The sequence below is a fragment of the Phormidesmis sp. 146-20 genome, assembly GCF_052939475.1.
Genome location: NZ_JBJPHT010000001.1, coordinates 40,582 through 62,249 on the forward strand (window position 1 = coordinate 40,582; position 21,668 = coordinate 62,249).

Annotated in this window: 20 protein-coding genes; 13 read left to right on the top strand and 7 right to left on the bottom strand. The window is 49.7% G+C overall.

Annotated elements, in window-relative coordinates; translation table 11 throughout:
- Window positions 1-2: 2 nt before the first annotated feature.
- The 5 genes from ACKFKH_RS00185 to ACKFKH_RS00205 all read right to left on the bottom strand — a co-directional run bounded on the left by ACKFKH_RS00185 (window position 3) and on the right by ACKFKH_RS00205 (window position 6,482).
- Complete coding sequence (locus tag ACKFKH_RS00185; RefSeq protein WP_446856193.1) at window positions 3-989, bottom strand: PRC-barrel domain-containing protein; 987 nt, start codon at window positions 987-989, stop codon at window positions 3-5.
- A gap of 40 nt (window positions 990-1,029) precedes the next feature.
- On the bottom strand, window positions 1,030-4,692 hold the full coding sequence (gene smc / locus ACKFKH_RS00190; protein ID WP_446856194.1) for a chromosome segregation protein SMC: 3,663 nt from the start codon (window positions 4,690-4,692) through the stop codon (window positions 1,030-1,032).
- Between the two features lie 389 nt (window positions 4,693-5,081).
- Complete coding sequence (locus tag ACKFKH_RS00195; protein ID WP_446856195.1) at window positions 5,082-5,483, bottom strand: helix-turn-helix domain-containing protein; 402 nt, start codon at window positions 5,481-5,483, stop codon at window positions 5,082-5,084.
- A 13-nt stretch (window positions 5,484-5,496) separates the two neighbouring features.
- Window positions 5,497-5,757, bottom strand: coding sequence for a type II toxin-antitoxin system HigB family toxin (locus ACKFKH_RS00200; protein WP_446856574.1), 261 nt, complete (start codon window positions 5,755-5,757; stop codon window positions 5,497-5,499).
- A gap of 131 nt (window positions 5,758-5,888) precedes the next feature.
- Window positions 5,889-6,482 carry a GNAT family N-acetyltransferase gene (locus tag ACKFKH_RS00205; protein WP_446856196.1) on the bottom strand — a complete coding sequence of 198 codons (594 nt, stop codon included), beginning with the start codon at window positions 6,480-6,482 and terminating at the stop codon, window positions 5,889-5,891.
- 51 nt (window positions 6,483-6,533) lie between these two features.
- On the opposite strand from ACKFKH_RS00205, the gene ACKFKH_RS00210 reads away from it, so the two are divergent.
- The 5 genes from ACKFKH_RS00210 to ACKFKH_RS00230 all read left to right on the top strand — a co-directional run bounded on the left by ACKFKH_RS00210 (window position 6,534) and on the right by ACKFKH_RS00230 (window position 10,966).
- The gene (locus ACKFKH_RS00210; protein WP_446856197.1) at window positions 6,534-7,079 is read left to right on the top strand and encodes a Uma2 family endonuclease; all 546 of its coding nucleotides are present in this window, start codon (window positions 6,534-6,536) and stop codon (window positions 7,077-7,079) included.
- Entirely contained in the window at window positions 7,069-7,212 is a 144-nt protein-coding gene (locus ACKFKH_RS00215) for a hypothetical protein (RefSeq protein WP_446856198.1), read from the top strand. Before ACKFKH_RS00210 ends, ACKFKH_RS00215 begins: the two co-directional genes overlap by 11 nt.
- A gap of 24 nt (window positions 7,213-7,236) precedes the next feature.
- Window positions 7,237-8,061, top strand: coding sequence for a thiazole synthase (locus ACKFKH_RS00220; protein ID WP_446856199.1), 825 nt, complete (start codon window positions 7,237-7,239; stop codon window positions 8,059-8,061).
- A 132-nt stretch (window positions 8,062-8,193) separates the two neighbouring features.
- On the top strand, window positions 8,194-8,373 hold the full coding sequence (gene psb34, locus ACKFKH_RS00225) for a photosystem II assembly protein Psb34 (protein WP_446856200.1): 180 nt from the start codon (window positions 8,194-8,196) through the stop codon (window positions 8,371-8,373).
- A 343-nt stretch (window positions 8,374-8,716) separates the two neighbouring features.
- On the top strand, window positions 8,717-10,966 hold the full coding sequence (locus tag ACKFKH_RS00230) for a tetratricopeptide repeat protein (RefSeq protein ID WP_446856201.1): 2,250 nt from the start codon (window positions 8,717-8,719) through the stop codon (window positions 10,964-10,966).
- Between the two features lie 44 nt (window positions 10,967-11,010).
- Here ACKFKH_RS00230 and ACKFKH_RS00235 read toward each other — a convergent pair whose 3' ends face one another.
- On the bottom strand, window positions 11,011-11,538 hold the full coding sequence (locus ACKFKH_RS00235) for a hypothetical protein (RefSeq protein ID WP_446856202.1): 528 nt from the start codon (window positions 11,536-11,538) through the stop codon (window positions 11,011-11,013).
- A 212-nt stretch (window positions 11,539-11,750) separates the two neighbouring features.
- On the opposite strand from ACKFKH_RS00235, the gene argB reads away from it, so the two are divergent.
- The 8 genes from argB (at window position 11,751) to ACKFKH_RS00275 (ending at window position 20,125) form a co-directional block, all read left to right on the top strand.
- Window positions 11,751-12,644 (top strand): acetylglutamate kinase, encoded by an 894-nt coding sequence (gene argB / locus ACKFKH_RS00240; protein WP_446856203.1) that lies wholly within the window; start codon window positions 11,751-11,753, stop codon window positions 12,642-12,644.
- A gap of 72 nt (window positions 12,645-12,716) precedes the next feature.
- The gene (locus ACKFKH_RS00245; protein WP_446856204.1) at window positions 12,717-13,754 is read left to right on the top strand and encodes an alpha/beta hydrolase; all 1,038 of its coding nucleotides are present in this window, start codon (window positions 12,717-12,719) and stop codon (window positions 13,752-13,754) included.
- Between the two features lie 218 nt (window positions 13,755-13,972).
- Window positions 13,973-14,509 (top strand): hypothetical protein, encoded by a 537-nt coding sequence (locus ACKFKH_RS00250; RefSeq protein WP_446856205.1) that lies wholly within the window; start codon window positions 13,973-13,975, stop codon window positions 14,507-14,509.
- 249 nt (window positions 14,510-14,758) lie between these two features.
- Entirely contained in the window at window positions 14,759-15,499 is a 741-nt protein-coding gene (locus ACKFKH_RS00255) for a DUF3153 domain-containing protein (RefSeq protein ID WP_446856206.1), read from the top strand.
- 105 nt (window positions 15,500-15,604) lie between these two features.
- Window positions 15,605-16,702: an AI-2E family transporter gene (locus ACKFKH_RS00260; RefSeq protein ID WP_446856207.1), complete on the top strand. Its 1,098-nt coding sequence runs from the start codon at window positions 15,605-15,607 to the stop codon at window positions 16,700-16,702.
- 330 nt (window positions 16,703-17,032) lie between these two features.
- Window positions 17,033-17,386 carry a LapA family protein gene (locus tag ACKFKH_RS00265; protein WP_446856208.1) on the top strand — a complete coding sequence of 118 codons (354 nt, stop codon included), beginning with the start codon at window positions 17,033-17,035 and terminating at the stop codon, window positions 17,384-17,386.
- 253 nt (window positions 17,387-17,639) lie between these two features.
- On the top strand, window positions 17,640-18,479 hold the full coding sequence (locus tag ACKFKH_RS00270) for a segregation/condensation protein A (RefSeq protein ID WP_446856209.1): 840 nt from the start codon (window positions 17,640-17,642) through the stop codon (window positions 18,477-18,479).
- A 467-nt stretch (window positions 18,480-18,946) separates the two neighbouring features.
- Window positions 18,947-20,125 (top strand): sugar phosphate nucleotidyltransferase, encoded by a 1,179-nt coding sequence (locus ACKFKH_RS00275; protein ID WP_446856210.1) that lies wholly within the window; start codon window positions 18,947-18,949, stop codon window positions 20,123-20,125.
- Window positions 20,126-20,780: 655 nt separating this feature from the next.
- Here the strand turns inward: ACKFKH_RS00275 and ACKFKH_RS00280 are convergent.
- Window positions 20,781-21,617: a YebC/PmpR family DNA-binding transcriptional regulator gene (locus ACKFKH_RS00280; protein WP_446856211.1), complete on the bottom strand. Its 837-nt coding sequence runs from the start codon at window positions 21,615-21,617 to the stop codon at window positions 20,781-20,783.
- Window positions 21,618-21,668 lie beyond the last annotated feature (51 nt).

Below are 21,668 nucleotides of genomic sequence, written 5' to 3' on the forward strand. Positions count from 1 at the left end.
GTCTAGTAGCCTTCTTCCTCGTATTCGGGCTGCTTGGTTTTTTCGGGGATCTTTAGCTCTTGAGGCTTGTAGGGTTCTTCTTGCCAGGGGTCTTCTTCGGGATCGTCAAATTTGACTTCGGGTTCGCGAAACTCGGCAGATTCAGCATCGATCGCGTCGTCGTAGTCGTCATCATCATAATCGTCGTCGTAGTCTTCGTTGTAGCGATCGCGCGAACTGGCTGCACTCCAGTTGTCTTCTTCTTCGTCTTCGTAAGCCATTTCAGCCCGACGTTGGCGAGGAGCTTCTTGACGTAGAGGCAGGGGTTCGGGTTCGCCGTAGTTGTCTTCGTCCCAGGTGGTTTCTTCGATCGGTTGGCGCAGCGGTGTCTGAATCGGTGTTTTTACCCCAGAACCTAGCTGATTGTTGACGTTGATCGGCTTCAAATATTGCTCGTTTTCGTCGCGCTCCCAGATGGGTTTGCCGATGCCTAACCGTTCGAGAATGCCAACACTCAACTGAGACATTCTTTCTTCGGCCCCTTCGTAGACGATCAAGCGATCGGGCCCGCTACTAACAATCTCATCGACAGGCATTTCATAGGTGCTGACAATTTGATCGGGGATCAGCGGGAGACCGATCGAGGCAATGGTCAGCGTATCGACTTTGCCGCTGTCAATATTAAAGCGAAACCCCCGCACCTTACCCAGCAACTCGCCTGTCTCGGTAATCACTTCGCAGTTGATCAGGGCGTTATAGACCTCGACATCGATATCCTCGATCACATTGTCATCATCGACGAGAATCACATCGCCAATCTGACGAATGCTGCTCAACATCATGGGCTGAGGCGTACCGTAGAACAGATTCGGGCGCAGACTGAGGGCGACGACTTCTTGACTGTCAATATCCACCCACAGTTGACTGACAACACCCAACCGTCTTCCGGTCGATCGAGTGATCACCTGTGTTCCAAGGAGGTCGGAGCGTTGGCGAAATTCTTCTGTCATTATGTCCCGAATCCTGTTTCGCAATCTGTTAAATATCAAATCATACGGAGGCACTTTGAGGGAGCTTAATTCCCAAAACTTGGGTGTATGCGCCTCGCGCCTGGGTGACCCCGATCGTTCGTTCCGCAGATTCGATCATAGGACGACGAAGGCTCACGACAATAAATTGCGCTTGTTGTGCCTGTTGCTTGATCATTCTAGCTAATCGCTCTACGTTTGCCCCATCGAGAAACATATCGACCTCATCAAAGGCATAAAACGGTGAAGGCCGATACCGTTGGAGGGCAAAAATGAAGGCGAGCGCCGTCAGGGATTTTTCTCCTCCAGACATGGAGGCCAATCTTTGGACGGGTTTGCCTTTGGGGTGAGCGACGAGATTTAATCCACCATTAAAGGGATCTTGAGAATCTTCTAATTGTAAGTGACCATCGCCATCTGAAAGTGTCGCGAAAATTGCCTGAAAGTTAATATCTACCGCATCGTATGCCTCTTTGAAAGCGCGTTGACGCAGGGTTGTAAAGTTTTCGATCCGCAGCAGCAGTTCGGTACGTTCTTCTTCGAGCGTGGTCAGCTTTTCGGTGAGTTCCTCTAGTCGAGCCTGGGTGCGATCGTATTCTTCCAAGGCCAACATATTCACTGGCTCCATCGCTTGCAGACGTTTTTGTAGCGATCGCAGTTCGTGTTGGAGTTGTGAAAGATCGCGGGTGGCGGTTTCCGGAATTTCGGGGAGGGGATCGGGCAGATCGGCTCGTTGGGCGGCGAGTTGTTCTTGCAGGGCGATCAGTTCAGTCCGGCGAGTTTCCTGAGTTTCTTGAATTTTGTTGCGTTGCCAGTCGAGTTGTTGTTGGCGGGTTTGCAGGTCTCGCAGTTGACGATCGACGCGATCGCGCTGTTGCCGTTCTTCTCCGAGCGTCTTCTCTAGTTTGGCGAGGGCGGCTTGCAGTTGGGCAATGTGGGTGTTGACGGCGAGTTGCTGTTCGGTGAGGCTGGTTTGCTCTTGCAGTTGGGCGGTTTGCTGGGTGCGGTATTCCTGAACTTTGGTTTGTCCTAGCTGAATTTTTTCTTGAATGCGCTGGCGCTGATTTTCGAGATCTTGTAGCCGCTGTTCTGCTGTGCGAAGGTCGAGTTCTTTTTGGTTGAGGTCAGATTCGAGCGATCGCAGTCTGCTTTGAATTTGCTGCCATTCGCTATGAGTTTGAGATTGCTCCAGATCTGCCAGCGTTTGTCTCAATTGCGCTAATTGCGTTTCTTGAATGGGAATTTCGGCTTCTAAAGTGTGTAATCGAGTCTGAGCCGCAGTGTTTTCTTGGGTGCTTTTTTGCAGTTGCAAATTGGTTTGAGTTTGCTCAGTTTCCAGTCGCGTCGTCTCAGTTTTAAGCTGTTCTAATTTGAGTTGAATTTCTCGATGATTTTGACGAGATTCGACCAATTGTTTGGATTTGTTTTGATGGTCGATCGTCGCCCTGGCCATCGCATCTTCACAGCGCAGCAGAATCGTATCAATCACGCGCAGCCGTTCTTTTAAGTCCAGCACTTCAGCCGATTCGCTCGCGTCCACCGTCCCAAACCGAATCGCAGAACGGTTATTGGAACTGCCCCCGGTCATGGCTCCACTTTGTTCGAGCAGTTCGCCATCGATCGTCACGATCCGATACTGTCCCAAATAGCGCCGCGCATCTTGCAGCGTCTGAAAGACAACCGTATTGCCAAAGACGTAGGAAAACACTTCCCAATAGCGATCGTCACATTCGATTAAATTCAGCGCAAAATCGACACAGCCACTCATCGATCGCAAGCTGCTATTAGAGGGCGCACGTCCACCCCGAATTTTGTTGAGCGGAAGAAATGTAGCCCGTCCAGCGCGTTTTTGTTTGAGAATCTCAATGGCAGCGGCGGCGATCGCATCATCATCCACCACCAATTGCCCCAATCGCCCCCCGGCCGCTGTTTCGAGCGCCAATTGATACTGAGGTTCGACTCGGCCCAATTGAGCCACCAAGCCATGCACGCCTGTCATTCCCATCTTGAGAATCACCTGAGTCGCATGAGTGCCCTGAGCTTCAGACATCGCTTGAGTTTGCGCTTCTAATTTGTCTAACTTGCGCTGTTTCTCACGCTGTTCATTCAGCAATCGCGTTTGTGTTTCCTTCTGAATTTGCACTTCTTGCTCGGCTGCGGAAACAGACTGTGCTAGTGATTGAATTTTGGTCGTTGCTTGTTCGAGTAATTTTGTAAGTTCGGATTGTTCGGATTGTTTTTCGAGCAGTTGGGTTTGCAGCGTGAGGAGCGATCGGCTTTGTTCTTCAACCTGCTTTTCTAACTGACTGGCGCGTTCTCTCAGTCGAGCCTGCTCTGTGCGCTGTGGCTCCAATGTTTTGAGAATTCTGTCAATCTGATGACGCAACTCCGTTTGTTCTTGTACCCAAGCTTCTGCACTCGCTGCCGACGCATTCGCCGCATCTCGATTCGTTTCGAGGGTTGCTCTCGCTTCGTCTCTTTGTTGTCGAAATGACGCTAAATCTCTCGCTTCTAGCGTTTGTTGCTCTCTGGTCAACGATTCCAGCGTTTTCATCTGCTCCTGAATGTCTTGCTGGGCGCGAGATAGATTTTTCGTCAGATCTTGGCTGGCAGTTTGTAAGTCTTGCTCCTGTCGTTGAAGTTGGCGCAGTTCTGCTTCACGAGTCGCCAAAGTAGACTGAATGGCAATCTGTTCTTCTTCTCCGAGCGCACGAACGTGAGCGTTGAGTGTCTCCAGTTCAGCGGTTTTCTGTTCGATTTCGGTCACCAAAGCGCCTAACTGAGTTGTCAGATCCGCGATTTCCTGTTCACCAATTTGAATCTGCGCCTGTAGCTGTTTTCCTGCCTGAGCCGCCTGCTCATAGCGAATGACAACTTCCCACTGTTCTTTGTTTTGCAGTTCGGCCCGAAGTTTTTGATATTTCTCAGCTTTGATGCGATCTTGGGCGAGGCGATCGCGCTGATCAATCAATTCTTTTTCGACAATGTGATACTTGTCTTCGTGATCTTTGACAGCATCGAGTTTGTCTTTGGCTTGATTGATCTTGCGATCGAACGAAGCCACTCCTGCCAATTCGTCAATAATTTCTCGCCGTTCCCGCGCATTCATCGAGATGATCCGGGTCACATCCCCCTGTAAGACGACGTTGTAGCCTTCGGGATAAATTCTCAGGCGATTTAATTGCTCGTGCAGTTCTGTGAGCGTACAGGGTTCGCCGTTGATAAAATAATTTGACGTGTAGGTTCCCTGTTGTGTGACACGCAGCTTTCTAGTCACGCTCCATTCAGCATTGGGCGCTACATCACTCGTACCGTTTCCATTCCCGTTCGCATGACCATTCTGTGAATGATCTTTGAACGTGACATCTTCTGCGCCTTCAGTTTCGGGATTGTTGAGCGCATTGAGCAGATCTACCTCGTCAGACAAATCGAATACGGTTGTGACGCTGGCTTCGACGGTCGATCGTCCCTTCGTGCTTTGCGTATGATTGACCAGATCCGGCAATCGCTCTGCCCGCATTCCTTTGGAGCCTGCCAACCCCAAGCAAAACAGCAGGGCATCTAGCAGATTTGACTTACCCGACCCATTGGGCCCCGAAATCACAGTAAAACCTGGCAGCAACGGAATCGGAGTCGTGCCACCAAAGGATTTGAAGTTGGTCAGTTCGACGCGCTTGACGTACACAGGCTAGATGGTGGCAAAATTAGTGTTCAGTGTAGCCCGGAAAAGGCGATGTGACTCAAAATTAGGCGGTTTCTACAGTGATACCACAGTCAGAACAAATGTTCTAGGCTTTTTTAGAGATTAGGTTAAAGATTAGATAGAGGAAGAAAAGCGTGGTTCGTGAGGTCTACCAAGCCTTAAAGCGCAACTCAAAGGCTTTGGTGGATTTTGACGACGCAGTTAAACGAGACCCCACCCTCACTTGGGCGAAGGAAGCATCCGATCAGATTCGGAGAGACATAGAAATAACTCGTGTCAGCAAACTTTCTCTGGATGTCCTGAAGTGATCGCAAGGAGATCATCTAGAGATCGCCTGGTAGTGTTTTAGAGGTACGATCGCCCAAAGAGTATCAAATAAATAAGCTCGGCTCAACGCCAAAAAACTTGCCCAATGCTTTGATTTGAGTTCTGCTCATTTCACAGCGATTGACAAGCACATCTACAACAACCTGCTCTGACCCAAATACTTCAATTAAATCTGTCTCAGTCAATTCTCGTTGTTCCATTAAAAACAGCAGCATTGATTGGGACGTTGAAGCAGATCCAGGTAGATAATGTGCTTGTTCAAACTTCTCAATCAAAGCAACTAGCAACTCTAATAATTCATCTTCCTCGGAACTGCGATCAGAGCGGTGCATTAACTCTTCTACGATCGCTAAGGCCTGCTCATTTGATTCCTCTGTTTTAATCAATCGAGGCTGATATTGAGAGAGCAACTCACTATACCGAGTTGGGTTAAAAGTAAGGGTCATCCTTCCATTTCTCCTAATCGTATTCTGCGTGAGTCAAAACATACTTGATATAAACTAGCTGTTTTTCATACTCGATACTGACAATTAAACGATAGCTATTTCCCTTAATCTTAAAAACTGTAAAGTTGCCAACTGCTTCAGCTTTTGGGAAAAGTGATTGCACCTCAATGAGATTAGACCAATCAGCCTTGCTAGCAACCTTGTACCCATTGTCTAGAGCATTCTGGCAATCAGCATGTCGTTTACCAAACTCTCGTAAGCGCTTGTAGCTAATAACGTGCCTTCACATGCACCATTAAAGCCCTTTCCAAAATTATATCTACCAGTAGAATTCAGACAAAATCTATTTTTAACAGTAACGCGATCGCAACTGAAAGAGCATAGAACTCGCCACCAAATTTATCCTTAAATCCATTTCGGCTCACGTTTATTGAAACATTCCCACTGGTCACGATCGATCCCATAGCAAACCCAGTCAACTCCAAAGTACTGCACAGTTTTTTCATACTGCATTCCAATTTTCTCCATGACTCGGCGAGAAGCCAGATTTTCGGGTTTGGCGAGGGCCACGAGCCGATCTCTTCGAGATACCCGCGAGGGGTCGCGTCCCAATCTTTCAAATCCATATCGCACCAGTTTTCGTGCAGCTTCGGTGGCCAGTCCTTTTCCCCAGTGAGGGCGATCGAGCAGATAATTAACCTCAACTTCAGACGTGTCTGCCAGAAATTCCAATCCACAGTGACCGATGAGATTTTGAGTGGACTTCTCGATCTCAAAGAGATATCTGCTGAAGCAGATCGTCGCCCATCGACCAAACCCATACCGCTGCCAATGAGCGATCATCTGGTCTAGACTTTCTTGCGTTTGTTCTCTAGAGGCAGGTTCTGAATGCAGACGATATTGCATGACCTCCGGATCACGGTAAATTCGTGCCAACACCTCTAAGTCTTGCGGCATCAATGGGCGAAGGTGCAGTCGAGCCGTCTCGATTTCCGTCATAATAAAAAGTCCTGATTGCGCTCATCCCAAAGCAAAAGGCAGGAAACGCCAATGGTTGCTACTCCCACGTCGATCGTCTATCCTGACTCCGATGGTTTGCCCATATCAGACAATACCCGCCAGCTTGAGTACATTGTGTATATCAAAAAGGGTATCGATTGGCTGTTTAGCGACAATCCTCAAGTCTTTGTCGGCAGCGATTTGCTCTGGTATCCGCAAGAAGGAAACAACAAACTTCGACAGGCTCCAGATGTCATGGTTGTCTTTGGGCGGCCCAAGGGAGATTGGGGAAGCTACCAGCAGTGGAAAGAAGATAATTTGCCTCCGCAAGTTGCGTTTGAAATTATCTCTCCGAGCAACACGATTCCTGAAATGACCTGTAAGTTTCAGCTTTATGATCGCTACGGCATCGAAGAATACTATATTTATGACCCTGATCGTCTCAGTTTGGGTGGCTTTGTCAGACAGGAAGGCAGACTTGAAGCGATCGAGCCGATAGAAGGTTGGGTCAGCCCTCGTTTAAAAATTCGCTTTACTCTGGGGCAAGACGGTAGCCTGGAACTGTATCGGCCCGACGGACGACCCTTTGCGCTATGAGAAAATCGCGGCACGAGCCGACCAAGCCGAACACAGGGCCCAACAAGCAGAAGCGCAACTGGCAGAACAGCAAGCTGAAATTGCTCGACTCAAAGAACAGCTTAAATCAATGGGGCAAGATCCCGATCGTTAAATCGAACATAAATAGGACATAACAATGCAAACGCTGGATAAACCTTTAGAACATTCACTCAATGACGCGCTGGTGATCGCTGGACGGACATTTCGATCGCGCCTGATGACCGGGACGGGCAAATATCGCACTTTTGAAGACATGCGGCAGAGCATCGAAGCCAGTGGCAGTCAGATCGTCACCGTGGCAGTGCGTCGAGTCCAAACCAAAGCACCCGGACACGAGGGACTGGCCGAAGCCCTTGATTGGACAAAAATCTGGATGTTGCCCAATACGGCAGGCTGTCAAACTGCTGAAGATGCCGTGCGAGTGGCGCGTCTGGGTCGCGAAATGGCCAAACTGCTAGGACAAGAAGACAATAATTTCGTCAAGCTCGAAGTGATTCCCGATGCAAAGTATCTGCTGCCTGACCCGATCGGCACCCTGCAAGCCGCCGAACAGTTGGTCAAAGAAGGCTTCGCAGTCCTGCCTTACATCAATGCTGATCCTCTACTAGCCAAGCGTTTAGAAGAAGTGGGCTGTGTCACGGTTATGCCGCTGGGGTCGCCGATCGGTTCTGGTCAAGGCATCCAAAACGCCGCTAACATTCGGATTATCATCGAAAACGCTCAGGTGCCCGTCGTCGTCGATGCGGGGATTGGCACACCCAGCGAAGCCACCCAAGCGATGGAGTTGGGAGCCGATGCGCTACTGATTAATACGGCAATCGCTCAGGCAACTCACCCGGTCATGATGGCACGAGCGATGAATTTGGCTACTGAAGCAGGTCGTCTTGCTTACCAGGCGGGTCGAATTCCCGTTAAAGCGATCGCCAGTGCCAGTTCGCCCACATCCGGCACGATCGCCTAAAAAGCTTACAGCGGTTAGCTTGTGCAGATCGAATGCTAAAAGTTAACCGTTTGATTAAGTTTTCTTACGTTAAATCGAGTTTATTTCTTCATCTTTTGATAAACTTAACAAAACAATAGAGGAACGATTCTTATGAGATACACAACCGAAGAAGGTGGTCGCTTAAACAACTACGCAATTGAGCCAAAGATGTATGAAGCGACTCCTCCTGACAAAGCCCAACAGCGTGGCTACCTGATCCTTGGTACCCTGGGAACTTTGCTGGTCGGTGGATTAATTGCCGTCGCGGTTGTGGTTTCACAAGCTTCCTAGCTCAACCTCTAAAAGATTTGTACAATCAGAAGATTTGAGATTCTTGTAGCCTCAGACGAGCCAGGTCGCTTACTGTAATAGACAGCACCTGGCTTTTTGATGGGCATTATTAGAACGATCGCAAAACGACTCAAGTTCATGATCGATGAATCAAACCAGACGATCTCAACCACGGCTCAAACTTTCAGCGCAAAATCCCTTTTGTGATTTTTTATCTGCCCCATACAGACCAGAGTCTCAACTGTCACCCCAGGTTTCATCCTGACATCAGCCAAAATCAATCGAAAAAGGGTTCATAGCCCAATCTATTCGGGTCACAATAAAGTGACCGAAATCATCGCTGATGACACTCGTCGATTGCCAACCTGCCTCCAGCACCCCCGTGACCGAGCTTGTTTCTCAGGGCCGCTCAAGCTTGAATCAACAGATTTATCTGCGCTTAAGGCTGGCGTTGAGCTTAAATCTGCGCCGTCAAATTTTTGTGACCGTCTGCGATGATGTCGAGTTGCGCGATCGCCTCGCCCTTCAACTCCGAACCGATCTCGCCAATGCTCACACCACTCCTGTAACCGAGAAAAACGGTGTCGCACCTCTTCAGGCAAGCCCTTCTCGAATTGTCAGCCTCGGTCTCAATCTGCCCAACCCCGACATTTTGGGGCAAATCAATCACTGGCTCAGTCAACATTCCAACCGCCCAGCCAACTGGGTGCCGACCTTTCAAATCGTGGGCATTGAGGCGCTCACCCGTCAGCCCGTCCATATTCAACGCGCCTTTCTCGACTCGCTTCAGCGATTTGCCAAACAGCGATCGTCGATCGAATTCAATCTAGTCCTATGGGTGTCGCGTCCCTGGTGTCGATCAATTCAGCAGTCCGTTCCAGAATTTTGGCGCTGGCATACAGGAATTTTTGAGTTTGAAGGCGACCCGGCCCCTCTGGGAGAACGCAGGAACCAGGGAGCAGGTAACCAAAAAAGCAGAAAGTCTCCTCAATCCTCAACGCTCATTCCATTGCCAAAGCGCGTCGAAGACAGTCCGCCAACACCCCTCACCCCTCCTCGCCAAGCGGAACAAAATCCGCCTTCATCCCCCGTCCCAATCGCAAAGCGGGTTACCCCAAAGGGGGAACAGATCATCGCAGACAACTCCTCATCCCTCAATTTTTCAACGCCTCCCGACCCTCAACCTGCAAAGCCCAAAGCCCCAATCAATCGCACTCGTGCAGACTCCGAATTTGCCGATTTGGTGCTGGCTTCCGTCATGCAGGACGTGGAGCAGGCGGATGGAATCTCGTTAGATCAGGTGGCTGCTGACCATCCCAGTCTAGAACCGATGCGTCTGTTGCAGCATTTAGAGGAATTGCAGCTTGCTCAAGCGCCTCCTGCCTCTCATGCCGCCGCCTATCGTCAGTTGGGAGATTGGTATCGCGATCGCGTCGAGCAAGGCCATTCGTCTCAATCCAATCTCACGGTTACCGTCCGAGCTTACGAACAGGTTTTGCGATTTTTGGAGCCGACTTCTTCTCAAGCTCCAGATGTGTTAAACGACGTAGGCAACCTTTATTGGATGCTGTCTCGCTGTCCGACGGCGGCTGATATTGCCTTACCCAACTTAGAAAAAGCGCTGAAAGCCTACCAGCTTGCTCTGAGCAAAATCAATCCTCAAACGCGACCCAGCACCTTCGCAATGGTTCAAAACAATCTGGGGTCAGCGTATAGCGACTTGGCTCAACGACAGAATCCGGCTGAAAATTTGCAACAGGCGATCGCCGCTTACCAATCTTCTTTGCAATATCGTCAGATCGAAGAGGAAGCTTCTCGGTACGCAGCCACCCAAAACAATCTAGGCACCGCTCACTGGAATCTGGCCCAGCACCAAAACCCGATCGACAACTTGCAGCAAGCGATCGCCTATTACAGTGCGGCTCTGCGTCACTACGATCCCGATCAGGAGCCGTTGCACTATGCCATGCTGCAAAACAATATGGGCACCGCTTACTGGAATTTAGCTCAGTGCGCTCAAGGCTCAGAACAGGCCGATGCGACTCCGGGCGACTTTTTGCTGCTGGCGATCGGAGCCTACCGGATTGCCTTAATGTACCGAACCTTGGATGCGGCTCCTGCGGCCTACGCTTCGACTCAAAACAATTTGGGGACTGCTTACTGGCATTTGGCAAACCAGCCCTCGACCCACTATGACGAAGCAGAAGGCTATTTACATCAAGCGATCGCGGCCTACAAAGAAGCCATCGCCGCCGTAGATTATTTGACGACTCACATGCCCCATCCGCCAGCGCTGACCTTCGATCGCTTCTCAACCTACAACAATTTGGGATCGGCTTTCTATCAGTTGGCGACGGCTACCCATGCAGAATTGGATACTCAGCAGCGATTGGCCTATCTCGAAGCGTCTCTTTCTCATCACGTTCAGGCGCTCCACGGCTGGCAAGACAAGCCTGACTTTTACTCGACTGCCCTTAATTGCATTGTGCAAAACGTCAGAGCGTTTCATGAGCGCAGCGGCATTCAAGGACAAACGCAGGCTCTCTCAAAAATCCCAGCAACGCTGATTCCGGCCGTGATGAAACAGCTTTAATAGGATGACGATCCCCTAAATCTTATTGGCTCAAGATACTTCTTTTAAATGGAAAGTTTTCTGGACGGCCGCTTGCTTGTTACTGACCATACCTTGATACCTGCCCCGGCAAAACCAATACCAAAGATCACCCCAGATACGACAAACAATAAGCTGAGACCTGGCATGAAGTAGCCAATGAATCCTACGATCGGCGAAAGTACCCACAAAACACAGACCCAGCGAGGGAGCTTTCTTGCCATCCAAGAACCAACTGCTGACAAGCTCAAACCTACTGAAAATATCATTGCTCCGATCGGGTATAGACTGACCCCAGAGATTCTTCCAGTCCGTATCACTACAATGCCAATGATTGCTAATAGGAATCCGAATAATCCCCATAATCTAGATTCCTGATGCTGAAATCCATATATACCAATTATTCCAAATAGGATGAAGATATCAGTCAAGAAGTAAAGGATTGCGATCGCAACACTAGGGGCATCACTGGGTACAAACGATCCAACTCCACGCAGGATGCCTGCAAGTATTGCTGCAAGTCCGCCTAACCGAATTAGATTTGCACTAGACATTTAGTTGGTCTCCGGTGCAGCATATTTCTATAGAATCTGTGCTATTGATAATCCTATTTCTTGTCCATATGATAGTTCAAGCGTGTGACCGTTGGATTTTGCAAGAAAGCCCTCTTCCAAAAATCGATCATAAAATGTCTTCTGCGTAACAGTTGTAGACTCCATAATTGGCAATAGTGATCATCCGAGTGACCTTTTTGCCCTCAGTGCCCATGTTCAACGAAAGCGAATATTTCGAGAAAGCCGAAGCCACACGAGTGCGTGTTTTGAGTGAGGCGCTGCCCTATATTCAACAGTTTGCAGGACGGACGATCGTCGTCAAATATGGCGGTGCGGCGATGAAAGATAGCGCCCTCAAAGAGAAGGTGATTCGCGATGTCGTCTTTATGGCTTGTGTAGGGTTGCGCCCGATCGTCGTGCATGGAGGCGGGCCCGAAATCAACTCCTGGCTAGATAAGTTGGGAATCGAGCCTCAATTTAAAAACGGTCTGCGCGTCACCGATGCCGCCACGATGGATGTGGTTGAAATGGTGCTCGTGGGGCGCGTTAACAAAGAAATCGTTTCGTTGATCAATCAAGCTGGAGGATCGGCGGTGGGGCTGTGTGGCAAAGATGCCAGTCTGATTAAGGCGCGACCTGCGGACGAAGAAGGCATCGGATTTGTGGGAGAAGTCACCAGCGTAGACACCAGCATTCTAGAAACGTTGGTTAGCAATGGTCACATTCCTGTGGTCTCTAGCGTTGCAGCTGATGAGACTGGGCAGGCCTACAACATCAATGCAGACACGGTAGCGGGAGAAATTGCGGCAGCGTTGGGCGCTGAGAAATTAATCTTACTGACCGACACGGCTGGCATCTTGCGCGACTACAAGGATATTTCGACTCTGATCCCCAAGCTCGACATTCAAGAAGCGCGAAAATTGATTGACAGTGGCGTGGTATCGGGCGGCATGATTCCCAAAGTGAGTTGCTGTGTGCGATCGCTCGCTCAAGGAGTCCGGGCGGCCCACATTGTCGATGGTCGTCTGCCCCACGCGCTGCTACTCGAAATTTTTACCGACGCGGGGATTGGCTCGATGCTAGTTGCTTCAGAATTTATGGCGTAATGAGTGAACCATAAGACACTATGGGAAGGAGAAAAAGACGATCGCCCCTTTCATTCCCCGGTGTCTACTTTTATGACAAAAATTTCAGCTCAGGCTTACAGAGCGGCTAAAACGATCGCTCAAACCACCAAGTCCTACGAAGACAAGCTGCCCGTTCGCAACAATGGCTGTCGATCTCAATTTTTGCTGCATTCCGCACCCACGCCCAAAGTCTGTCTGTTTTTTCATGGCTTCACGGCGGCTCCTTACCAGTTTTTACCGATGGGGCGCACGTTCTACAACGCAGGCTACAACGTGATTATTCCTCGGCTGCCAGGTCATGGAAAAGCAGGCGACTGGGGCAAAGACAATCCGCCACCTCTACCAGACGAACCGGATGTTTACAAACAATTTGTGCTCACCTGGCTCCAAAAGGCTCAAACGCTAGGCGATCGCGTCATCGTCGGAGGACTGTCAGGGGGCGGGACGATGGCGGCCTGGTTGGCATTGGAGAAATCTGACCAACTCGATCGCGCCCTGTTGTTTGCCCCTTATCTCAGCAGTAGCAACAAAGTCATCGATCTGGTAGTGAATGTGTTTAGCACTTATTTCTCCTGGAAACCAGAGGCTCCTCCTGATAAAGTGATCGGCTACGGCGGGTTTGAGGTGCCTGCTCTGCGCGTGTTTTTGGAAATGGGAAAAGAAATTTTGCAGCGATCAAAAACTAGCTCCTCGGCTCCCATGTTCATTATTTCGACCGAAGCCGATCGCGCCGTCAGCAATCTTGACCACCAAACGCTCTACGAAAATACGCTAAAGCGCCAGCCCAAATCCTGGTATTACTGCTTTGATCAGTTGCTCAACATTCCTCACACAATGATGACTAAAGAGGAGGGCAACAAGTGGGAAAACCTGCTAAATGTCATGGCCAAAGCTTTTGTCGAAAGTAACGTCACCTGGACAGAAATCGAAGACATTGCCTACACCATGACCGAGGGCAAGACGTTTGATCAGTCGGTGAGACAGTTGAAACTGAGCGATCGAGTTTCGCGTGATCTGCCAACGGTGCTAACAATGGTCGATAAGCGAGAAATCGTCATCAAACGCAACCCCAGTTGGAGCGACGAGTAGAACTTCAAAGCACGTCGATTTGATGAGATTATGCGCTTTGCCGATGAGTTCCAGTTGCCCCTAAATTCCTACATACGAAGGACTCACTCGATCTACCACACCGAAGCTTGATGGACTGCTGGCTTAACGCTAGTCCGTGTCTACCTTGCAGGTGTGGAATTCAACGGCTCGAATGTTTTAGGATGCAGAAGTCAGATCACCTAAAACGATAGAAACCTGTGACTTCTGAGAGCTTAGAACTGGTCAAAACTGAATATGAATCAGGCAAAAATACCTTTGAGCGGGGCGACTACCGCAAAGCCGTTCAGCATTTAGAACGGGCCAGCGCCCTGGTCGAGTCAGGATCACGGCTAGGAGGCGAAGTGCAGATTTGGTTAGTCACTGCCTACGAAGCGGCCGGACAGCGATCGGAAGCCCTCAATCTTTGCCGTCAAATCAGTCGTCACCCCGATCTCAAAACTCGTCAGCAAGCCAGACGGCTGATCCACATTCTCGAAGCGCCCTTGTTGAGAACCCGTCCTGAATGGCTGACCGAGATTCCTGACCTCTCCAAACTGCCAGACAACGGTTCGCCTGACAATTTGGGAGTGTCTAAATTTGCCCTAACTATGCCTCGCAAGCCTGCCTCAAAGCCCCGTCTTACCATCCCGGAACCTATTGATTTAAGTCAGGTTGACACCCGAGACAATCGGTTTATCTGGGTAGCACTAGGCGCGATCGGACTGATTCTAGGCGGCTTGGCGTGGTTGAGCTAACACAAGTTTAATGAGAGATGCGGTGGAAAACATCCATTGAACTGAGGTTATTCTGAAGTTTCTCAGAATTGAGGCGTTGGAGACAGAAGATCCGGTCGCGAAAAACTTCACTAAATTGATGTTGATTTAGAGCGTCTAGCGATCGTCCCATTGCCTCTCGCTCCTTCTAGCAATTAGTGATTAGATGTTAGGTGATATCAATCCGCCTGTGTCATGCTGCTTAGAACTCTCAACCTAAAAGCTTTTGTGATGTCATCTCTAACCCGTGTCTTGGTATGGTTTCGCCTCGTTGGGATCGTGCTGCTCTCAACACTGATGCTGTCGGGCTGTGTGCGCTACAACTTGGGCGTAAATTTTGACAGTCCCAATCAAGGAGCGATCGTGCAGCAGATTCGTCTCGATGAGCGACTGACCACCGGGCAGGCATGGCTAAACGATGTTGAAAATCGGGCGCGCAAAGTTGAGGGCAAAATTCGCCGGGTGTCTGATCAAGAAGTTTGGGTGACGATCCCGTTTGGCAGCGGTAAAGAATTAGAAGCAAAGTTTAATGAATTTTTTAGCTCCGACTTTAAGGACACCCGTAAAAAACGCTCCGCCAAAACGGTGGATCTGCCCAAAATTGACTCTCATCTGACGGTCAAACAAGGCAACTTTCTTCTCTTAGAAAGAACTCGGCTGATCTATGACCTGGATCTACGATCGCTCGGCGTTCAATCTTCAGATGGCTCCTTGCTGCTCAGTCCCGGTTCTTTAATTGAACTAGAGTTTGATCTAACAACTCCCTGGAATGCTCGAAATGTGGGGGCTACTCAGGTGCGGCGATCGGACAAGCACTTAATTTGGACACTCCAGCCAGGTCAAAAAAATCATCTCGAAGCGACCTTTTGGATGCCTAGTCCGCTGGGAATTGGGGCTGTTGTGATTGGGCTACTCGTCGCCGGGGGAATTTATCTTAAACGAAACGACCCGCCTCAGCCTTCGTTTCCGTAGATTCTTCTCCCTTTGACTGTCTCCCTCTAACTGTGCAGAATTGCGAAAGCCAGACTTTAATCCTTTAATGCTTCCAGTTTCTCCGCCCCCTACCTCTTTGCAAGAATGTCACGCCGTTCAGATGAGCTACAGCTCCGCAGATTGCTGGTCTTGGGTTTGAGTGGGCCGATCGTCGCCCTCAATGTGTGGCTCCTTAGTCAAGTGTTGCGCTATTTTGAGCATTCTGTGACAGTGCTGGTGATTTCGGCCATTTTGGCTTTTTTGCTCAATTACCCTGTCGAATTTTTTGAGCGGGCCCGCATTCGTCGCACCGGGGCCGTTGTGTTGGTTTTGCTGGCGACGGTGACAATTTTGGGGATTTTGGGCGTGACGCTGGTGCCGATTTTGATCAGCCAGGTCAACCAACTGCTCGAAAAAATTCCAGGTTGGCTAGAGGCGAGTCGGCAAAATTTTGAGGCGTGGGATGCTTGGGCAAAGACGAGAAATCTGCCGATCGACCTCAGAGGATTTGGCGGACGCATCAGTACCCAGATCGAAAATCAAATTCAAGAAGTCGCTCCTCAAGCGCTCGGACTGGCTCTAGGAACGGTTTCTGGAATCATTGACACCATTTTGATCATCGTGCTGGCGTTCTATATGCTGCTCTATGGCGCTCGGCTCTGGCGAGGTTTGATCAACCTGTTGCCACCCAAATATGGCATTCCCTTTAGCGAGTCACTGCGGCTTAATTTTCACAATTTCTTTTTGAGTCAGATTCTTTTAGCCCTATTTATGGCAGGCGGGCTGATTCCCATTTTTTTCGCGCTGAGAGTTCCTTTTACGCTGCTGTTTGCGCTAATCGTTGGCATCGCCGAATTAATTCCCTTTATTGGTGCCGCCTTGGGGATTGGGATTGTGACGATTTTGGTGATGTTTCAGAGCGTCTGGTTAGCCTTTCAAGTGGCGATCGCCGCCATCATTTTGCAGCAAGTTCGAGACAATCTGTTAGCGCCCAAAATTATGGGTGACTTTACCGGACTCAACCCCCTGTGGATTTTTATCGCCCTGCTCATCGGTCTACAAATCGGCGGATTTTTGGGTGTTTTTGTTGCCGTCCCCGTCGCTGGCACCATCAAAGGCACGATCGACATCATTCGCAATGTCAAACCCCCCACGATCGTCGTCACCGAAGTCATCCGTACTGAATATCCGCCGATCGAATAACCTCCAGGCAGTTCTCAAACCCAGGCAAATTTCCAGCTTTTAGTCCAGTTAAAAAGATTTCTACTATATAAAAAGTTTCTAAAATTCAACTCCGTAGCGTCTCGATCTTAATGTCAGCCTTGCTCACCCGACGTTTGATCATTTCTTTTGTGAAAACAGCCTAAAAAACCCCTACCCATTTCTCCTCACTCCTCACCGCTCACTCCTTACGTTTTTGCAACGAATTCCAAGACAAAATCACAGACTACTGCATAATTGAACTGCATTTTCTTGCTCGACCCATTTCCCAAAAGTTGGTACACAGAACCGCGTAATTGGAGAATCAACCCGATGAGACAAATCAATTTTTTGCTGATCTTTGTGATTTGCTTGGCTCTGGTTTTATTTGGCATTGAAAACACCGAACCTACTGTGATTCGAGTGGTTGAGGGTGTACAGGTGCAGGCACCTTTGTCGATCGAGCTAATTTTGGCGATGGGCATCGGGGCCGTCATGGCCTGGGTGTTTAGCGTCTGGAGTCAGATTCAACGGATGATGGACAGTCGCAAAGAGCTTGACCTCCGAGAAGACCGTATTCAAGAACTAGAACAAGATGTCGAACGCTACAAGGCTGAAATTCAAGAACAACAACGACTACTACCCCAAGCTCAGGATGCCGAATCGAGGGAAGTTTTTGCTCAGTAGAGAGTGAGGGATGAGGGATGAGGGATGAGGGATGAGGGATGAGGGGTTGCCGCTGGCGGCACGCTTCGCGAGAGGGATGAGGGATGAAACTGGTTGATCTGGGTAGTTTGTGGAGTCTTTGGGTGCCTGGTGTGCTGCTGGTGTTTATTCTGCTGGCGGCCGCCTACTTTGTGCAGATCAAAATCAAGTGACCAATTCGCTACAATCGTGCCACCATAAGACCATTCAGCTTTCATCCCTCATCCCTTCCCCTATGACCCTCTCTTTAGCACAGGACGCGATCGCCCTCCTGATTGACCTGGCAGAACGGGGAGAAATTGACCCCTGGGATGTGAAGGTGATTGATGTCATCGATCGCTTCTTAAGTGAGTTGGCACCCACGGCGAGCGGACGAGAACAGTACGAATCTAATCTTTCACAGTCGGGGCAGGCGTTTCTCTATGCATCTATGTTGTTGTTGCTCAAAGCAGACAGCATTACTCAACCTGAACCGCTCGCTGAATCGGAGTATGAAGAAGACTTCTTGGAAGGAGCCGACCTGAATGGGAACGCCCTACCGCTTAATCTAGAACGTCAGCTACGACGTAGAGCCGTGGCCCAACCGCCTCGAAACCGTCGAGTCACGCTTAAAGAACTAATCGACCAGCTACAACTGATTGCCGAAGCGCTGGAGGACAAAGCCCCACGTTCTGCCATTCGTCGCCCCAAAAAGCAAACTCGATCGCAGGCCGTCAAAGCGATCGCCGCCCTCGCCCACCAGGAAAATCTCTCAGAAATGGCAGTGGCGATCGAGCAGTTTTTTCTCGAACACTGGACGGATGTCGCACAGGGCAAAGACTGGATCGATTTTGACCTGGTTTTAGAATTTTGGGTGGCCCTCAAGGCCCAGCGTCCTTCTGATCCCGATGAAGCCGCCCATGCTTCTCACCCCAATCATGAGCGAGTGGGCGTGTTTTGGGCGCTGCTGCTGTTGTCTGCCCAATCTAAAGTCGAGCTTGCTCAAGAAGAGTTTTATCAAGATCTCAAAGTCAAGTCTCTCTTACTGGGAGGATCAGAATTAAGTGACCTATCCACCAGTATTTTGTCCGATTAGCCCTTGAGCGATTTGAATTAGAAATCTTGGTTTAAAGTTCTCCACAGCAAGGAGCAGAAGCGCCAAACCGCAAAGTAAAAACCACGAAGAAAAAAAACTTCACCACCCTGTTTTATTTTGATGTCAGCAATCTAACACCAACAATTTACAATCAGCCAATCGACGAAACCTGTCGGCGTACGTTAAGGTTGGCAAGGTTACACGATTCTCCGTTTTCGCCCGCATTTGAGCAGCCTTGTCCCAAACTGGAGCAGCGAGAAAACTTCTTGGCGCTTACTGTTGAGGGTTCGGTCTTTAGGCGGTGTCGAATTTGAGCGAGAATCGTTATATTCACGACAAGACTGGTTTGGTCGATGACATTTTTTTGGACTCTGCTAAAACAGTAGTTTGTGAATAGTTGGAAAGAGACCTCGATCGCGAGATTTCTGATTGCATTTTGATGGTGTAGGGTTGAGAGAAAACGATCTATGAAAGCCATGATTCTGGCGGCCGGGAAGGGTACGCGGGTTCGTCCGATTACGTATACGACTCCCAAGCCCATGATTCCCATTCTGCAAAAGCCTGTGATGGAGTTTCTGCTTGAGTTGCTTCGTCAACACGGGTTTGACGAAATCATGGTAAATGTGAGCCACTTAGCCTACGAGATCGAAAGCTATTTTCGAGACGGGCAGCGCTTTGGGGTGCAGATTGGCTACTCGTTTGAAGGGCGAATTGTCGATGGCGAACTGGTTGGCGAGGCGGTCGGTTCGGCGGGCGGCATGAAAAAGATTCAGGATTTCTCCCCGTTTTTTGACGATACCTTTGTGGTGCTCTGTGGCGACGCTTTGATCGACCTGGACTTGACGGCTGCGGTGAAGTGGCACCGAGAGAAGGGATCGATCGCCACCGTGATTATGAAAACCGTTCCCCTCGAAGAAGTGCCGAGCTATGGAGTAGTGGTGACCGACGAAGACGGCAAGATCAAAGCCTTTCAGGAAAAACCGTCGATCGAAGAAGCCCTCAGCACCAATATCAACACTGGGATCTATATTTTTGAACCCGAAATCCTGGACTACATTCCATCGGGGCAAGAATACGACATTGGGGGAGAGCTTTTTCCCAAACTGGTGGAGATGAATGCGCCCTTTTATGGGTTGCCGATGGATTTTGAATGGGTTGATATTGGCAAAGTCCCTGACTACTGGCACGCGATTCGCAGCGTCTTGAAGGGTGAAGTCAAAAATGTGGCGATTCCAGGGCATGAAGTTGCTCCAGGGATTTACACGGGGCTAAATGTCTCGGTCAATTGGGACAAAGTTGACATTCAGGGCCCAGTCTATATTGGCAGCATGACCTGTATCGAGGATGGGGCGAAGATTGTTGGGCCGACGATGATTGGGCCAAACTGCTGGGTCTGTAGTGGGGCAACCGTCGATAACAGCGTGATTTTTGAATATTCTCGGCTTGGGCCGGGCGTTCGGTTAGTCGATAAGCTGGTTTATGGTCGGTATTGCGTTGATAAGACGGGTGCCACGATCGACGTACAAGCCGCTTCTCTTGACTGGCTGATTACTGATGCGCGTCAACAACTGCCCTCTCATCCCCCCGCCGAGCACCAAGCGATCGCCGAACTATTGGGCACTGACAGTTCTAAAGTTGCGCCTTAGATAGTCCAAATCACCCAGTCAGGCGACCCTTCTGGAGGAGGTGAAAGCCTGTTTGGAACTATATTCTAGTAAATGAATAGAGCACAGACTCCTCAGAGAAAGTTTGGATGGGGGCATCCCAGGTTTCTTTGAGGAATTTTTTTTGCAAACTTGGCGCAATAGAACTGTTGATATCCATTTAAAGATACGTCAGTTCGATGAACGCTTCGCTTCGCTTTTAGATCCAGGCACGCCTCCTAAATCCCCCACGAGTGAGGGACTTGGAACCAGAATTCCTCTCTGAAAGTCCGCCAAAATTGGCAGCTTGGGGGGCAGAAGCCGTGAACAACGAAGCGAAAAAACTCTCATCGAATTCACGTTAAAGATGTGACAGATAGTTAAAACAACCAGCGATGACGACGCGATCGTTCTTCTCATTGCAGTAAGGCGGTGAACGCGATCGACTGCACAATTAATTCTGCGATTTAGGGTTGCGATCGATGAAACTGAGAGTTCTGTCGATTCATAACTAACTATCACCTGATAAGTCCACCCACTTGGAGGAAGGGGAACCTGGGAAAGGAAGCCTATCCTAGTAGACGAATAGAGCACAGACTCCTCGGAGACAGCTTGGATGGGGGCATCCTGGTTGCTCCGGGGATTTTCTTTTGCAGGTCTACACGATGCTCAGGGCGATCAGGTCGTCTGCCATCTCAAAGTTTGCGGTGACGCTCTGAACGTCGTCGAGGTCTTCGAGCGCCTCCATCAGTTTGAGGAGCGATCGTGCCTGGTCTGGATCGGTGACCTCCATCGTGTTTTGCGGAATCCAGCGCAGTTCGACTTGAGTGACAGTGTAGTGTTTGGTTTTGAGGGTTTGGCTCAAGGTTTCGAGATTTTCGACCTGCGTGAAAACTTCGGCAACTTTTCCGTCTTCGGTGTCAATCAGGTCGTAGGTTTCGGCTCCTCCTTCGAGGCAGGCTTCGAGAAATTCATCTTCGTTGAGAGGTTCTGGGTGAGGGGAACGATCTCTCTGAGTTACCCGCAAGGAGTCGCGCCCTCGGCTCGATTTTTGTAGCGCGAAGGAAACCTCTACCACGCCTTTTTGCTCAAACATCCAGCCGACACAGCCTATTTCGCCCAGGTTGCCGCCATTTTTGCTAAAGGAGATCCGTAGTTCGGCGGCAGTGCGGTTGCGGTTGTCAGTCAGGGCTTCGATTAAGACAGCGACTCCCCCTGACCCATATCCTTCGTAGCGGATCGCTTCCAACGGTGCGTCTGAGCCGAGTTTGCCTGCACCTTTGGCGATCGCGCGATCGATGTTGTCATTGGGAATGCCTGCGGCTTTGGCTTTGTCGATCGCCGTTCTCAGTTGAAAGTTGCTGGCTGGATCAGGAACGCCACTCCGCGCAGCGACGATGATTTCCCGTGAGATTTTGGTAAACACTTTCCCTTTGACAGCATCTACTCTGGCTTTTTGCCGCTTGATGTTTGCCCATTTGCTATGTCCTGCCATACCTGATTGAGAATGCCTGATTGAAAATGTAAGAAAGTCGCTCGATTTATA